Source organism: Bacillus sp. SM2101 (assembly GCF_018588585.1).
In the GTDB taxonomy this organism is placed as follows: domain Bacteria; phylum Bacillota; class Bacilli; order Bacillales; family SM2101; genus Nanhaiella; species Nanhaiella sioensis.
On the sequence record NZ_JAEUFG010000004.1, the window covers coordinates 140,144 to 155,444 of the forward strand.

Consider the following 15,301-nt stretch of genomic DNA (forward strand, 5'->3'; position numbering starts at 1 on the left):
GCTTACGCTTCTTGGCCTACTGTTTCATCTTCAATTCCAAGCTCATGTTTAATCCAGTCATAGCCTTCTGCTTCAAGACGTTGAGCTAGCTCAGGACCACCTGATTTAACAACACGACCTTGCATCATTACATGTACTTTGTCTGGAGTAATATAGTTTAATAGACGTTGATAGTGAGTAATAATTAAACAACCGAACTCAGAACTTCTCAACTCATTAATACCTTTGGAAACAACTTTTAACGCATCGATATCTAGACCTGAGTCAATTTCATCTAAAATTGCAATCTTCGGCTCAAGCATCATTAATTGCAAAATTTCATTACGTTTTTTCTCACCGCCTGAGAAACCCTCATTTAAGTAACGTTGTGCCATATCTGGGTCCATTTCTAAGAAGTCCATTTGCTTATCCATTTTACGAATAAACTTCATTAATGAGATTTCATCGCCTTCTTCACGACGAGAATTAATAGATGAACGTAAAAAGTCTGCGTTTGTTACACCACTAATTTCACTTGGATATTGCATAGCAAGGAATAGACCAGCACGCGCACGCTCATCTACTTCCATTTCCAGCACATCTTCACCGTCCAGTGTTATGCTACCTTGCGTTACTTCATATTTTGGATGACCCATGATTGCTGCAGATAAGGTTGATTTACCTGTACCATTAGGTCCCATAATCGCGTGAATTTCTCCACCTTTTATGTCAAGGTCTACCCCTTTTAGAATTTCTTTACCGTCAATAGAAACATGAAGATCTCTAATTGTTAATGTTGATGCTGCCATTACTATACCTCCAATTTATCTTCTATACTATTTGTTTAAATACTTTCATTCTCATTTTATTCTCATTACAATCTTATAACAAATGAAAAGTATTAGCAACCATTTAACAACATAGCTATACTTTTTAAATAAAAAAGTTTAAAAAGTATTTTCTTTCATTATATGTAGAAAAGTAAAGATTGTCTTCGACATATATTGTTTGCATAAAAAACAAAAAACATCCAAAATACACATCAAACTCATTATACGATAATAAGAAGAAAAAACCAGTGAAATCACTGGTTTTTCTTCTTATTTCTTATTCTGAAACAGGGACAACTGCTCCTTCAAATTCTTCAATAATATAATTTTGGATTTCTTCTGAGCGCAAAGCGTTAACTAACTCGACAATTTCCTTATTTTTTTCATCACCACTACGCACAGCAATAATATTTACATAAGGAGAATCAGAGCCTTCAATTGCTATAGCATCATCTAACGGATTTAATCCAGCATCAATCGCATAGTTTGTATTGATTAAAATAGCATCACCTTCATCATTATTATAAAACTCAGGTAATAAAGCAGCGTCGATTTCAGCTTCAAATTCCAGATTTTTTGGATTTTCTACAATATCATCAAGTGTTGCTGCTACTTTTTCAACATCATCTGCTAACTTAATTAAGCCCTGTGATTCTAGCATTGTTAAAATACGCCCATGATCAGCCACTGAGTTACTCATAATAATTACAGCGCCTTCTGGTAATTCATCTAAGCTGCTATATTTTTGTGAATATACTCCGATTGGTTCAATATGAACGCCACCTGCATTCACGAAATCATAGCCTACATCCGCCATTTGCGATTCTAAATATGGTATATGTTGAAAATAGTTAGCATCAAGGTCACCACTATCTAAATCTTCATTCGGTAAAATATAATCTTGATATGTTTCTATAACTAAATCAATTCCCTTGTCAGCTAATATCGGTTGTACTTGTTCTAAAATCTCCGCATGCGGTACATTCGAAGCTCCAACTACTAATGGCTTGTTCTCCTCTGAAGCTTGATTAGTTTGACTCTTTTCTGATGAACTTTCTTTTTCACTCGTTCCACATGCTGCCAAAGCCAAAACTACGAGTAATGTACTTACGATTGCAAATATTTTTTTCATGATGATCTTCTCCTATCTTTTGTCTATTTTTGATGTTATAAAATCTCCAATGTATTGGAGGATAAACACTATAATAAGAATAAAAATGGTTGCTACAACAACAACATCGGTATGACGGCGAGAAAAACCTTCTAAATAAGCCAAATTCCCAAGGCCCCCCGCACCGATAATTCCAGCCATGGCAGTATAACCAACTAGAGCAATTGCTGTCACTGTAATTCCTGATATGAGTGCAGGAAGTGCTTCAGGTAGCAGCACCTTGAAAACGATTGTTCTTGTTTTCGCCCCCATAGACCGTGCCGCCTCAATAACACCTTTATCAATCTCTCGCAATGCAATTTCTACCATTCTTGCGTAGAATGGTGCTGCTCCAATTACGAGGGCAGGTAAAGCGGCATTTGCTCCTCTAATTGTCCCAAGCATGAATTTTGTTAACGGAATTAATAAAATAATTAAAATAATGAATGGTATAGAACGAAAAATGTTTACAAAACTACTGATGATTGTATTAATCAGCTTATGTTCCAATAGGTTGTCCTTCGATGTTAAAAAAAGTAAGAGCCCTAAAATAACACCAAAAACAAATGTTGCAATCACCGATGTAACAGTCATATATAACGTTTCAAATGTTGCTTCCCACATTTTTTCCCAATTAACGTTTACAAATAGTTGACTAACCATGCTGTATCACCTCCACTGTCACATGTTTTTCCTTTATATATGTGATCGAGCGGTTTATCTCTTCATCGGTTCCTGTCATATGAATAAACAATGTGCCATATGCACCGTGCTGTGTATGTGAGATCTTTCCTTGTATAATATTAATACCAATATTAAACTGGCGGATTAATTCTGCTATTAAAGGTTGTTCAGCATCATCCCCAACAAACAATAGCTTAATTACTTTACCTTCAGGGTAGTTTTCTAAAATATGCTCAATTGTTTCTGTCGCTTCTTCGGGTTCTGTAATTTGCTTAACAAACTGCTGAGTAATTGAAGCTTTCGGTTGCTGAAACACCGATAACACTTCACCTTGTTCAACAATGCTGCCATCTTCCATTACAGCTACACGGTGACATATTTTACGAATCACATGCATTTCATGAGTGATTAACACAATTGTGAGACCTAGCTTTTTATTAATATCCACAAGCAGTTCAAGAATTGAGTCTGTTGTTTGTGGATCAAGTGCTGAGGTTGCTTCATCACATAATAATACTTTCGGACGATTTGCTAAAGCACGAGCTATTCCAACTCGCTGCTTTTGGCCACCACTTAGTTGTGAAGGATACGCATTTTCTCTTCCCTCCAACCCTACTAGCTTGATTAGCTCATCAACCCTTTTCAACCGTTCTTTTTTACGAATACCAGCAATTTCTAATGGAAATGATATATTCTCCCTTACAGTTCTTGACCAAAGCAAATTAAAATGCTGAAAAATCATACTAATTTCTTGTCGTGATTTACGTAACTCATCCTCTTTAATAGAGGTCATATCATAATTATTGATCGTAATTGTTCCTTCTGTTGTTGCTTCAAGCTGGTTTAACAAACGAATGAGTGTACTTTTCCCTGCTCCACTGTAACCAATAATGCCAAATATTTCACCCTTGCCAATATTCACATTGACATTATCTACAGCAACTACTTCTCCTTCTTGAGATTGATATACTTTTTTTACCCCAGATAGCTTTATCAAAAGGCTCACCTACTTCCTTAATCATATTATTCATATAAGTTTAGTGCGTTTTATGTTACAAACTAAACGATCTGCCAAATTTAGCTCTTCTAGCAGCTAGATAGTCGTTTTATCCATTATCATTGTTTTATCATAGGCTCTTTTCATAAAATTTGTTTCTATCGTTAACAATTTAGCAACTATAGTTGTTGTTGATTTTCAAAAGAATAGATGGCATGAACTATAGTTGTATATTTGTTTACTTCTTCATACAAACTACAACAATCATTATGAAAACAGCATGTGTAAAAGATAAGATATTACGAATACCAAATGAATACATGTTTATATTTTTGTACGAACAGCAACATTTAATGCGTAATCAACCTAATAGAAAACCTTAACAACAAAATTAAAAAGCCTTTCCGCACATATGAGCAGAAAGGCTTAATTATATTCCTTTCTCTCATCTATCAAAGCATACGCTTCGTGTGAATTGGCACCATTTCAACTTCACCGTTGATGGTTGCCGGGTTTCATAGGGCACATCCCTCCACCTCTCTTGATAAGAGTATATATCAATGTTTTATTTATTCATTTTTAAATTTACATTTCAAAATTAATCGCTTTTAAAAAGTATAATTGTGATTCTATCACGCTTCATTTATATGTGTCAATGAATATCTTTATGGAATTTACATCCAAAACACATATCAATTCACCCGAATTATTTACTTTGAGTTAGTCCTGTAGCTGTCTCTATTGCTTGCTCTAAGTCTTCTAATAGGTCGTCAATATTCTCAATTCCAACTGACAACCTTATCAAATCTTCCGTTACACCTGAAGATTGTAAGCCCTCAGTACTTAATTGTTGATGTGTTGTACTTGCTGGATGGATAATCAAGCTCTTAGCGTCACCTACGTTTGCTACATGCGACCATAGCTTCACATGATTAATTACTTTAGCGCCTGCTTCTCTCCCTCCTTTAATGCCGAACACAACGATGGACCCACTACCTTTTGGTAAATATTTTTTAGCAAGTTCTTTTGCAGGATGATCTTTATGGTCGGGATACAAAACCCACTCTACAGCAGGGTGTTTCGCTAAATATTCAACGACTTTCCTGGCATTATTAATATGTTCTTTCATCCGTACATGTAATGTTTCTAGTCCAAGGTTAAATTGATAAGCATTAAATGGACTTAATGAAGCACCTAAATCCCTTAATAATTGCACCCTAGCTTTGACGATATATGCACTTTCTCCAAGTGCTTCTGCGTATATAAGATTATTGTAGCTTGAGTCAGGGGTTATAAAGTCTGGGAACTTCTCAGAATTCCAATTGAATTTGCCTCCATCAACGATTATTCCCCCTAAAGTCGTACCATTTCCTAAAAGCCACTTTGTAGCAGAATGAATGACAATATCAGCACCATAGTCAATCGGTCTACATAGATAAGGAGTAGCAAATGTATTATCAATGATTAGCGGAATTCCAGCTTCGTGAGCAATTGAAGCAACCTTCTCAATATCCAATACGTGTAAGCTTGGATTACCAATTGTTTCAGCAAATATCGCTTTTGTTTTAGAAGAAATGGCCTTTGCAAAATTTTCAGGTTTGGAAGGGTCAACGAAGTGAGTTGTTATACCATATTTCGGCAATGTGTTAGCTAATAAATTATACGTTCCACCATATAAAGTAGCTGCTGCAACAATTTCATCATCTACTCCTGCTAGATTAAGAATCGCAGTCGTTATAGCAGCCATTCCACTTGATAATGCTAATCCACCAATTCCACCTTCAAGTAATGCCACTCTTTCCTCCAAAACAGTTACAGTAGGGTTGTGTATCCGTGAGTAAATATATCCTTCTTCTTGGAGTGAGAATAAATTTGCTGCATGGCTCGTATCCTTGAATCTAAATGCATTTGATTGATAAATTGGTACTGCTCTTGCACCTGTCACTGGGTCAGCTTCTAATCCTCCATGGACACTCAAAGTTTCTAAACGATAATCTTTCTCCTTACGCATTTTTTTCTTCCCCTTCCCCTTTAATATTTAAAGCAAATAAAGATTCTAGTAAAAGAATGTATCTGAATTTCCCTTGGCAAATGATACTTTGTCGACTTATCAATTTTTGTAACTTTTCTTTACCAGATAACAATTCGTAAAACTGTTGAGGTTCAGCACCTAATGAAATGTCTGCAGGACTTTGTTGCCGATTGCTCAACTCCAATCCCCTTGCTGTTAACACAACTTGAACTTTCTCTTTATTACTTTCAAAATTAACAATGATTGTTTGGTTAGGTAGGAGTAGGTTTAAGTGTGAATTTTGAACGAACCTATTATTAAACTCGTTAAGAAATAAACTAAGTTCCATACATTCAGTTACGAAAAACATATGACTAGCTGTTCTACATGTGTATAGGAGTACTTCACCAATTCATACAACCTAGTACAACAAACAAGTAATATATTTTCGGTAACTTCTCTCCCCCCTCGTTCCTTAGAATTATAAGTAAGTGTGCAAATGTTTAGACCATCTTCTACAAGCGTCGGAACCATCCCATAGAAAGAAGACTATTCAATTTAGTTAACGTGTTTATTATCTAAATTGTATAGGCTCTTTAGCTGGACAGCCAAAAGAGTAAAGGACTTTTATATCCTCTATTAACTGAACCTTAGGTCACTTTTGCTCTTCTAGGTACGTGAAACAACTCGTAACGCTAAACATCCTGTAAAGCTTAAGTTCAACAAAATATTTTTATTATTTTAAAATTTTCGATATTTCAAGGCAAACTCCTTCAAGAAATTAAAAGTAATGCCGAGCTACCTATTTCTGAACGCTCACTCCCTTGATGAGATTCAGGTTTTCCACAACTGAATTTGTTTTTGTTGAAATTACTGGAGGAGTATGGAAGCTGACCTAGATAAAAGGACTCTATCATCCCTCACAAGGAATAGAGCCACCTAATCTGAAGCGAGTTTTTCCATCATATGATTGGATAAATGGCCTCGAGGAGAATGGCTCTAAAGTCTGGAAATAAGATATAGTTTTTTAATAGAGAACAAATGTTAATCTAGGTCCTTTAAGTGCTTATATAATACGTCTACGGATTGAAAAGCATAGATACGCTTAATGACCATATTATTTTTAAATATGAGCAAGCACGGTACACTTTGAATTTCGTACCGTTCTGCCATGTCAGGAACATAGTTAACATCCACTTTACCAAACTCTATTGAAGGTACAATTTCTTTTACAACGCCAAGCATTCGTTCTGCTAATTGACAAGTTCCACAAAGTGGCGTATAGAAATATACTCCCTTTAAACCTGAAGCTTGTAAAACCTTGTTTATTTGGTCTGTCCATTGCTGCATAATGCTTAAACCCCTTATAAGTATTGTCTTTTCACTATAAAATTTGCACGGAATAAAACTGCTGCAATATGTTTTAACGGAGCAGCTGCAACTTCACGATACACTTTATCAATATAAATATGTTGCGCTTCTGGAAACTCTCTTTTAAATTGCTGACGGAGCTTGTTACCAGCTTCATCAGCATCAACAAGAACAAATACATCTTGATGAAATGTTGAATCAATAATTTCGTCCAATTTAGTCACACTTAGCGTCCCATTTGTACAAATGATTTCTATTGGTTCATTTAAAACGTTTTCGACTTGCTGTTTATCAGTTTTCCCTTCAACAATAATGACTTTATTAATCTCAATAATCGCCATCGACATCACCCTCGTTGAACAATTCATGAACTTAATAACTAATTTCACATTAGTAGTTTATGTTATTCAAACTACGAATCTACACGAAATATCTTCTCTTCTAAAACAGATAAGTGATACAAATTTCAAATAACGTTTATGAATTTTTGCACAGTCTCTTTTCATAACTTCGTTGCAATTTTGATGAGTATTATGATAGCTCAAAAATTGTAAATATAGAAAGATGCCACGATTGTTAGATGTATACGTTCTCATTATCTTAACAATGCTAAAACAGCCAGCATCATCGCCATATTGTCTATGAAAAAACAGTGGAGCTGTTACCCCACTGTTTCAAATATCGACCTTAATTTTGGTGAAGATAACTTAATCTTCCTTTGTCATTTCCTCATATTGTTCAGCTGACATTAAGCTTTCAACTTCACTCATATCAGCAGGCTTGATTACAACCATCCAAGCTTTTTCATATGGAGATTCATTTACGAATTCAGGCGTATCGTTTAAGTCTTCGTTAACTTCTAATACTTTGCCACTAATTGGAGCATATAATTCAGATACTGTTTTCACAGATTCAACACTACCAAATGGTTCATTGATTTCTAGTTCATCACCCGGTTCTGGTAATTCAACGAAAACAATATCTCCAAGTTCTGATTGAGCAAAATGAGTAATTCCTATGCGGACTTGATCTCCTTCAATACGTACCCACTCATGTTCTTCAGAATAACGCAATTCCTTCGGTGTATTCATTTCAACAATCCCTCCAACATTTATAATCATTTTATATATATTAAAAGATGACCGTTTTAACAGTACCTTCTAATTTCAATGACTACCCCCAAGTGTCTTCAAATTGCTTTTCATTAAACCCTACCGTCACAGCACTGCCATTCGTTACGATGGGACGCTTGAGTAACATGCCATCACTTGCTAGAATATCTAATAATTCAGCCTCTGAAGCAGCTTTGACCTTATCCTTTAATCCAAGCTCACGATACTTTTTCCCACTCGTATTAAAGAACTTTTTAAGTTCTAATCCACTTTTATGATATAATTCTTCGATTTTTTCTCTCGAAGGGGGATTATCAACAATATGTAATTCTTCATAAGAAACATGATGTTCATCTAACCATTTTTTTGCTTTACGACATGTTCCACATTTCGGATACCAATAAAAAGATACCATATAATTCCACCACCCAACGACTTTTTTTGAGGGTTTGCAAACGAGAAACTTGGTCAAAATTCCCCTCTTCAAATGAATATTATCATATTTTTAATTAAATGCATAATCAAGAATTCACTTGTTATAACCTTCTCAGTTTTATTCGTCTTTTATTTTGTTATTCCTGCAAGTCTTCTTGAGAAAAATATAACGTAAGTAACTAGGCCCTATTGGACAGTACTAGTAACCTTTCATAATAAGACTCTTTGCTTAAAATAGCTCTTATTACGAAAAGCAACAATTTATGAGAACCCAGCCTTTAAGTGGCTCTTTACGCAGGCTTTGTTGCCTTAATAACGATTTAAACGATGTATATCATTATCTCAGACGCCAGGTGTATATTTCTTAGTATTATATAGAGGTTTAAAAAAAGCTCCCATGTTACAGGAGCTTTTTTCAAGTAAAGGCCAACAGTTCGGTGTTGTTAAACTGTATAGCGTTCTGCTTCAATTAGTACTGCTGCAGCTTCACGCTTTTTAGCAATTACGTTAATCGGAGTATAACGAGTGAACTTGCGTAGTGATGATAGCATCATGCGAAGTGTATCACCTTGCTCTGTTGCAACAAGTGTTTCTTTTGCATGCGCTTCGATTTCGTTAAATGCTTCTTGGCAATAAATTTGTGTATATAAAAGTTTTTGGTTGTTTTTCTCTAGCCCAGTTTTGTTGATTGCTTTTTCTGTACGTAAGACAGTTGATTCCATGGCATATAAGTTGTTGACAATATCTGCAATATTAATTAGAATTTCTTGTTCTTTTTCGAGCTTTGGACCAAATTTTTGCGCAGCTAAACCAGCTACCATGATGCCTATTTTCTTCGCATTTTTCACTAAATATTTTTCTTGTTCTAGTGGCTCATCACCAACCTCTTCAGGCATCATCATCATTAACTCTTCCTGTAAAGCTTGTGCTTTTTGTAATAGTGGAAGCTCGCCTTTCATTGCTTTACGTAAAAATGTTCCTGGTACGAGTAAGCGATTGATTTCATTTGTTCCTTCGAAAATACGATTAATACGAGAATCTCTGTATGCTCTTTCTACTTCATATTCAGCCATGAAGCCATATCCACCATGAATTTGAACGGCTTCGTCAGCAATATAGTCAAGTGTTTCAGAACCCATTACCTTCCCAAGAGAACATTCAATCGCATATTCAGCAACTGCTTTCCCTACTTCTTTGCCGTCTTTAACTTGTTCTGGTGTAAGAGCACCCATACGGTCTTCAAATAAACCAACTGTTCTATAGACAGAGCTTTCAGAAGCATATAATCTCGATGCCATCGTACCGAATTTTTCTTGAGTTAAAGAGAATTTAGATATTGGTGTTTTGAACTGTTGACGTTGGTTAGCATATTGAAGTGCTACTTCTAACCCGCGTTTTGCTCCTCCTGTTGTCCCTACTCCTAGTTTGTAACGGCCAATGTTTAAAATATTGAAAGCAATAACATGACCTTTACCTGCTTCACCTAGAAGGTTTTCTTTTGGTACGTGTACATCTTCTAAAATGAGCGTACGAGTTGAAGAGCATTTGATACCCATTTTCTTTTCTTCAGGACCAGTAGACACTCCATCAAAGTCACGTTCAACAATAAATGTAGAGAAATGCTCACCATCGATTTTTGCGTATACGACGAATACATCAGCGAAACCAGCATTTGTAATCCACTGCTTCTCTCCATTTAACACATAATGTGTACCTTCTGCATTAAGTTTTGCAGTTGTTTTTGCTCCTAATGCATCTGAACCACTACCTGGCTCAGTTAAGGCATAAGCAGCGATCTTTTCACCCACCGCTAGTCCAGGTAAATACTTCTTCTTTTGTCCTTCACTACCGAATAATACTATCGGTAATGAACCGATTCCAACATGAGCACCAAACGTAATTGAAAAGCCGCCTGATCTTGACATCTTTTCCGTAATTAGTGCTGAACTAATTTTATCTAACTCAAGACCACCATACTCTTCAGGAACATCTGCTCCTAATAGTCCTAGCTCACCCATCTGTTTTAATAGCTTAACCGAACGGTCAAATTCATGGTTTTCAATATGATCTAGTTGTGGCACAACCTCATTAACAACAAAATCTTCTGTTGTTTTACCTATCATAATTTGTTCATCTGTATAATCCTCTGGTGTAAATACAGCATCTGAACTAATATCTTCAACTAAAAAGCTGCCACCCTTTACTAATTGTTTAGTTGTATCTGACATTTTAATTTCCTCCTATAAAATAATGTGTTGTTATTTATTCTATTGCAGTGCTAGTCATTCCCCTGTGACTAACACTGCTTTATGATTCCGACCAAATACCCCCTATTTGTTCCGAACACTCTATACTAATTCAAATACCCCAGCAGCACCCATTCCGCCACCAATACACATCGTTACAATCCCAAATTGTTCGTTACGGCGTTTCATTTCATGAATAAGAGATAACGTAAGTTTAGCCCCAGTACAACCAAGTGGATGCCCTAATGCAATTGCCCCACCATTCACGTTAACCTTTTCTTCATCTAAACCTAATTCACGAATAACTTGAATTGATTGTGAAGCAAACGCCTCATTTAATTCGAATAAGCCAATATCAGCTAATTCTAACCCAGCTAATTTTAATGCTTTAGGAACAGCTACAACCGGTCCAACTCCCATGATTTCTGGCGGTACTCCACCGACTGCAAATGAACGGAATTTAGCCATCGGCTTCAAGCCAGATGAATCAGCTTTTTCTCTATCCATCACCATCACCGCAGCTGCACCGTCACTCGTTTGTGAAGCATTACCAGCTGTTACAGATCCTGTGACAGAAAATGCTGGTCTAAGTTTCGCTAATCCTTCAACAGAGGAATCAGGGCGTACACCTTCATCTTGAGAAAATTGAATTGTTTTTTCTTGAACTTTATTGTCTTTACCTACAGAACGCATTGTTACGTCTACTGGTACGATTTCATCAGCAAACTTTCCTTCTGCAATTGCTTTCGCTGCTTTCTGATGGCTTCGCACAGCAAATGCATCCTGTTCTTCTCTCGTAATACCATATTTCATTGCAACTTGTTCAGCTGTATGACCCATGCCCATGTAATATTCTGGTGCACTCTCAGCAAGCTTCGCATTTGGACGAACAACATGCCCCATCATTGGTACTAAACTCATTGATTCTGCCCCACCAGCAATAACTGTATCTGCGTGACCAAGCATGATTTTTTCTGCACCATAGGCAATTGTTTGTAAGCCAGATGAACAATATCTATTTACTGTAACTGCTGGAACGGTGTAAGGTAGCCCAGCAAGCGCCCCAATATTTCTAGCCATATTTAATCCTTGTTCTGCCTCTGGCATTGCACAACCAATGATTAAATCATCTATATTACCTTCATAGTTACCTGCACGTTTTAATGTTTCATTTACTGCAGCAGCCCCTAAATCATCAGGACGTACATCTTTTAATGTCCCTTTTTTCGCTTTACCAACCGGTGTTCGAGCACCAGCAACAATAACAGCTTCTCTCACATCATTCCCCCGCTTTTCTCCGTATTTTTTCGAATAGGTGGAAGCATTTTTAGACGATGTTCAAAAACTATGCTTATTTAAGAAATACTGATCCACATAATTACTGCAAAACTCACATAGATGTTCTTTCCTAATCTCTATCCAGCCTTTTTGAACACATAGTAGTTATTATTAATTGCGTAACGGCTTACCTTTTACTAACATGTGTTGCATACGTTGCTGTGTTTTTGGTTCTCCAATTAAGCTAACGAACGCCTCACGTTCTAAATCAAGTAAGTATTGCTCATCGACCTTTGTTCCAAATGGTACTTTACCACCTGCAATAACGTGTGACAGTTTTTTCGCAATTGTTAAGTCGTGATCGGAGATATATCCAGATAAATGCATATTTTGTGCTCCTAATAATAATGTTGCATATCCTGTTTCCCCAACCACTGGAACCATCTCACGTTTAGGAGCTTGATAGCCTTTATCATAAAGTGATATGACAACTTGTTTTGCATCATGGATAAGATGATCTCCATTAAAGCTAATGCCGTCTTGTTTTGTTAAGAAATTATAGTTTCGAGCATCAGGTCCAGATGTTGACACTTTAGCCATTGCTATCGTTTCGAATACTTTATTTGCGACAGCTTGCAGATCAAAATCTACACCTTTTGGCATTGTTTTCAGATGGTTAATGTAAAGCTCTTTATTACCACCACCACCTGGAATTAAACCTACACCAACTTCAACTAAGCCCATATATGTTTCACTTGATGCTTGAATCTGACTTGTCGGTAAGCTAATTTCTGTACCGCCGCCTAACGTCATAGCGAATGGTGCGGCAACAACTGGCTTAGCGCTATATTTCACATTCATCATTGCTTGTTGGAAATGACGTATAACCATTTCAATTTCAAAGAAATTATCGTCCTGTGCTTCCATAAGCATCATTGCTAGATTAGCTCCGACACAGAAGTTTTTACCTTGGTTTCCTATTACTAATCCTTTATAGTTACGATCGACTTCTTCAAGAGAATAATTAACCATTTGAATGATGTCTAATCCAATGGCATTATTTGGAGAATGGAACTCTAAAAGTGCTACATCATTACCAATATCTATTAAACTAGCACCACTATTTTTCTTAATAACTCCATTTTTCTCTTTTAAGCTCTTAAGATGAACAATTTTTTCGTTTTCCTTTAGCAGCTTGTATTCATCTTTGTCTAAGTATGCAACTCCACCGTTCTCTTTTTTATAGAAGGAAGTAATACCGTTTGAAAGCATTTCTTCTATCCACGCTGGAATCTCTTTTCCTTCAGACTTCATTTTGTTTACTGATTTCTCTAAACCGATTGCATCCCACATTTCAAATGGACCGATTTCCCAACCAAAGCCCCACTTCATCGCTTTATCAATTGCAACGATGTCATCTGCAATCTCACCTAATAGTTCAGCAGAATACAAGAGTGCAGGGCTAATAATATTCCATAGCAGTGCCCCAGCTCTATCCTCTGCATATACAAGCGCTTTCAATTTCTCAGGAAGCTTCTTAATTTGTTTACTCATTTCGATAGATGGCGCTTTTAGCTTTGTTCTTGGCTCATACTCAAACGTTTCTGGATTTAATTGTAAAATTTCTTTTCCTTTTTTCAAGAAAAAGCCTTGACCAGTTTTACTACCTAACCAACCTTTTTCAACCATCTTTTTCATAAATTCTGGAGTAACAAATACTTCTTTATCCTTACCTTCAACATTATCGTATACGTTTTTTGCAACGTGAACGAATGTATCTAAACCGACAACATCAAGCGTGCGGAAAGTTGCACTTTTTGGTCTACCAATTAATGGACCGGTTACCGAGTCAACTTCACCGGCGCTGTAGCCACCTTTTAACATTTCATTTACAGTGATGTGAAGCCCATAAGTTCCAATTCGATTAGCAATAAAATTAGGTGTATCCTTCGCTTCAACTACACCTTTTCCTAGTTTTTCTTCCCCATACTGCTTAATGAAAGATAAAACTTCAGGAGAAGTATCCTTTGTAGGAATAACCTCCAACAGTTTTAAATAGCGAGGCGGGTTAAAGAAGTGTGTTCCAAGAAAGTGTTTTTTGAAATCATCGGAACGACCTTCTGCCATTGCCTCAATTGATATTCCAGAAGTATTAGAACTTACGATACTCCCTGGCTTTCTTACTTGTTCAATACGTTCAAATACTTGTTTCTTAATTTCTAGATTTTCTACAACAACTTCAATTATCCAATCACATTCAGAAAGCCTTTCCATGTCATCTTCCATGTTACCTGCTTCAATTAACACAATATTGTCCTTTGACATTAGCGGAGCTGGCTTTTGCTTTAACAGTTTTTTAATAGCTTGAGAGCTTAATCGATTTCTTACACTTTTATCTTCTAATGTTAGCCCCTTAGCTTTTTCATCGTCTGCTAACTCTCGAGGTACAATATCTAACAATATAGTGGGAACCCCAATATTAGCTAAGTGTGCTGCTATTCCAGAGCCCATTACACCTGAACCAAGAACAGCTGCTTTTTTAATATGTTGGACCATTCCATTTCTCCTCCTCTGACTTTTTGAATGAATACTCATTCATTTTACTGTCAAAAAAAATACTGCCTACCTAGAATGAGTTCCTTTAATTATAAATATAAATGATTTTTCAAATTTTCGCAATATAGGAGAAATAAAATAGGTAATTTTTTTCAAAATACAACATTATTCTACAAGAAGATTAACAACGTTCTATAACGAATGGCTATTTTTCCTGTGAAAAAAAATGTAGTTATGTGCGTGCTTATTAAGAAAAGCAAAAATTAATGCAAAAACATCCTTATGTAAAGAGCCTCATAATTATTATCTTGATAAAAATGTTCACTTTGGAAACGTTAATAAAATGGAGGTGATGCGAAATGGCACGCATGAAGAAGAGTCCATCAAAAGCAGGAGTAAGCGCAGCAAGTGTAAAAGGGAATGCTGGTCCTACGGTTGAAAATGAGGGTGGAAAAACTCAAAGCCAAAATCAGCAATATAAAAAGCATAATATGCAACCCGAGGAATAAAAAGGCGTTTTACCGGTTAAACAATAGCGGAATATCCGTTAATTACAATACTAAGACAGGTTTCACACGAAGGCGCATTGCCTTCGTGTGAAATCATGGTCTGGGTTAAGCTTTATGATGAACATTCAGTCAAACAGATAAAC

Annotated in this window: 14 protein-coding genes and 1 riboswitch; of the genes, 1 reads left to right on the forward strand and 13 read right to left on the reverse strand. The window is 36.2% G+C overall.

Annotated elements, in window-relative coordinates; all coding sequences use genetic code 11:
- Positions 1–2: 2 nt before the first annotated feature.
- The 13 genes from sufC to JM172_RS05480 all read right to left on the reverse strand — a co-directional run bounded on the left by sufC (position 3) and on the right by JM172_RS05480 (position 14,649).
- On the reverse strand, positions 3–788 hold the full coding sequence (sufC, locus tag JM172_RS05420; RefSeq protein ID WP_214481079.1) for a Fe-S cluster assembly ATPase SufC: 786 nt from the start codon (positions 786–788) through the stop codon (positions 3–5).
- 298 nt (positions 789–1,086) lie between these two features.
- Positions 1,087–1,941 (reverse strand): MetQ/NlpA family ABC transporter substrate-binding protein, encoded by an 855-nt coding sequence (locus JM172_RS05425; protein ID WP_214481080.1) that lies wholly within the window; start codon positions 1,939–1,941, stop codon positions 1,087–1,089.
- A gap of 12 nt (positions 1,942–1,953) precedes the next feature.
- Positions 1,954–2,622 (reverse strand): methionine ABC transporter permease, encoded by a 669-nt coding sequence (locus tag JM172_RS05430; protein ID WP_214481081.1) that lies wholly within the window; start codon positions 2,620–2,622, stop codon positions 1,954–1,956.
- Positions 2,615–3,640, reverse strand: coding sequence for a methionine ABC transporter ATP-binding protein (locus JM172_RS05435; protein WP_214481082.1), 1,026 nt, complete (start codon positions 3,638–3,640; stop codon positions 2,615–2,617). Before JM172_RS05435 ends, JM172_RS05430 begins: the two co-directional genes overlap by 8 nt.
- Before the next feature lie 442 nt (positions 3,641–4,082).
- Positions 4,083–4,191, reverse strand: a riboswitch (SAM riboswitch).
- Between the two features lie 155 nt (positions 4,192–4,346).
- The gene (locus tag JM172_RS05440; protein ID WP_214481083.1) at positions 4,347–5,651 is read right to left on the reverse strand and encodes an O-acetylhomoserine aminocarboxypropyltransferase/cysteine synthase family protein; all 1,305 of its coding nucleotides are present in this window, start codon (positions 5,649–5,651) and stop codon (positions 4,347–4,349) included.
- Positions 5,644–6,021, reverse strand: coding sequence for an SCP2 sterol-binding domain-containing protein (locus JM172_RS05445; RefSeq protein WP_214481084.1), 378 nt, complete (start codon positions 6,019–6,021; stop codon positions 5,644–5,646). The genes JM172_RS05440 and JM172_RS05445 overlap by 8 nt, the downstream gene beginning before the upstream one ends.
- 674 nt (positions 6,022–6,695) lie before the next feature.
- A complete protein-coding gene (locus JM172_RS05450) occupies positions 6,696–7,001 on the reverse strand; it encodes a thioredoxin family protein (protein WP_214481085.1) in 306 nt (101 codons plus the stop codon).
- A gap of 14 nt (positions 7,002–7,015) precedes the next feature.
- Complete coding sequence (locus JM172_RS05455; RefSeq protein ID WP_214481086.1) at positions 7,016–7,363, reverse strand: toprim domain-containing protein; 348 nt, start codon at positions 7,361–7,363, stop codon at positions 7,016–7,018.
- 366 nt (positions 7,364–7,729) lie between these two features.
- Positions 7,730–8,113 carry a glycine cleavage system protein GcvH gene (gcvH, locus tag JM172_RS05460; RefSeq protein WP_214481184.1) on the reverse strand — a complete coding sequence of 128 codons (384 nt, stop codon included), beginning with the start codon at positions 8,111–8,113 and terminating at the stop codon, positions 7,730–7,732.
- An 82-nt stretch (positions 8,114–8,195) separates the two neighbouring features.
- Positions 8,196–8,549: an arsenate reductase family protein gene (locus JM172_RS05465; protein WP_214481087.1), complete on the reverse strand. Its 354-nt coding sequence runs from the start codon at positions 8,547–8,549 to the stop codon at positions 8,196–8,198.
- Positions 8,550–9,012: 463 nt separating this feature from the next.
- Complete coding sequence (locus tag JM172_RS05470; protein ID WP_214481088.1) at positions 9,013–10,797, reverse strand: acyl-CoA dehydrogenase family protein; 1,785 nt, start codon at positions 10,795–10,797, stop codon at positions 9,013–9,015.
- Between the two features lie 120 nt (positions 10,798–10,917).
- Complete coding sequence (locus JM172_RS05475; protein WP_214481089.1) at positions 10,918–12,093, reverse strand: acetyl-CoA C-acetyltransferase; 1,176 nt, start codon at positions 12,091–12,093, stop codon at positions 10,918–10,920.
- Positions 12,094–12,264: 171 nt separating this feature from the next.
- Positions 12,265–14,649 carry a 3-hydroxyacyl-CoA dehydrogenase/enoyl-CoA hydratase family protein gene (locus JM172_RS05480; protein WP_214481090.1) on the reverse strand — a complete coding sequence of 795 codons (2,385 nt, stop codon included), beginning with the start codon at positions 14,647–14,649 and terminating at the stop codon, positions 12,265–12,267.
- Positions 14,650–15,008: 359 nt separating this feature from the next.
- Here JM172_RS05480 and JM172_RS05485 point away from each other — a divergent pair, with 359 nt between their 5' ends.
- The gene (locus JM172_RS05485) at positions 15,009–15,158 is read left to right on the forward strand and encodes a YuzL family protein (protein ID WP_214481091.1); all 150 of its coding nucleotides are present in this window, start codon (positions 15,009–15,011) and stop codon (positions 15,156–15,158) included.
- The last annotated feature ends 143 nt before the right edge of the window (positions 15,159–15,301 follow it).

Excerpts from the sequence above, each read along its gene's own strand:
- JM172_RS05430 (WP_214481081.1), bottom strand. The coding sequence starts at position 2,622 with ATGGTTAGTCAACTATTTGTAAACGTTAATTGGGAAAAAATGTGGGAA.
- gcvH (WP_214481184.1), bottom strand. The coding sequence starts at position 8,113 with ATGAATACACCGAAGGAATTGCGTTATTCTGAAGAACATGAGTGGGTA.
- JM172_RS05480 (WP_214481090.1), bottom strand. The coding sequence starts at position 14,649 with ATGGTCCAACATATTAAAAAAGCAGCTGTTCTTGGTTCAGGTGTAATG.
- JM172_RS05485 (WP_214481091.1), top strand. The coding sequence starts at position 15,009 with ATGGCACGCATGAAGAAGAGTCCATCAAAAGCAGGAGTAAGCGCAGCA.
- JM172_RS05450 (WP_214481085.1), bottom strand. The coding sequence starts at position 7,001 with ATGCAGCAATGGACAGACCAAATAAACAAGGTTTTACAAGCTTCAGGT.
- JM172_RS05465 (WP_214481087.1), bottom strand. The coding sequence starts at position 8,549 with ATGGTATCTTTTTATTGGTATCCGAAATGTGGAACATGTCGTAAAGCA.
- JM172_RS05455 (WP_214481086.1), bottom strand. The coding sequence starts at position 7,363 with ATGGCGATTATTGAGATTAATAAAGTCATTATTGTTGAAGGGAAAACT.
- JM172_RS05425 (WP_214481080.1), bottom strand. The coding sequence starts at position 1,941 with ATGAAAAAAATATTTGCAATCGTAAGTACATTACTCGTAGTTTTGGCT.
- JM172_RS05440 (WP_214481083.1), bottom strand. The coding sequence starts at position 5,651 with ATGCGTAAGGAGAAAGATTATCGTTTAGAAACTTTGAGTGTCCATGGA.
- JM172_RS05445 (WP_214481084.1), bottom strand. The coding sequence starts at position 6,021 with ATGTTTTTCGTAACTGAATGTATGGAACTTAGTTTATTTCTTAACGAG.
- sufC (WP_214481079.1), bottom strand. The coding sequence starts at position 788 with ATGGCAGCATCAACATTAACAATTAGAGATCTTCATGTTTCTATTGAC.
- JM172_RS05470 (WP_214481088.1), bottom strand. The coding sequence starts at position 10,797 with ATGTCAGATACAACTAAACAATTAGTAAAGGGTGGCAGCTTTTTAGTT.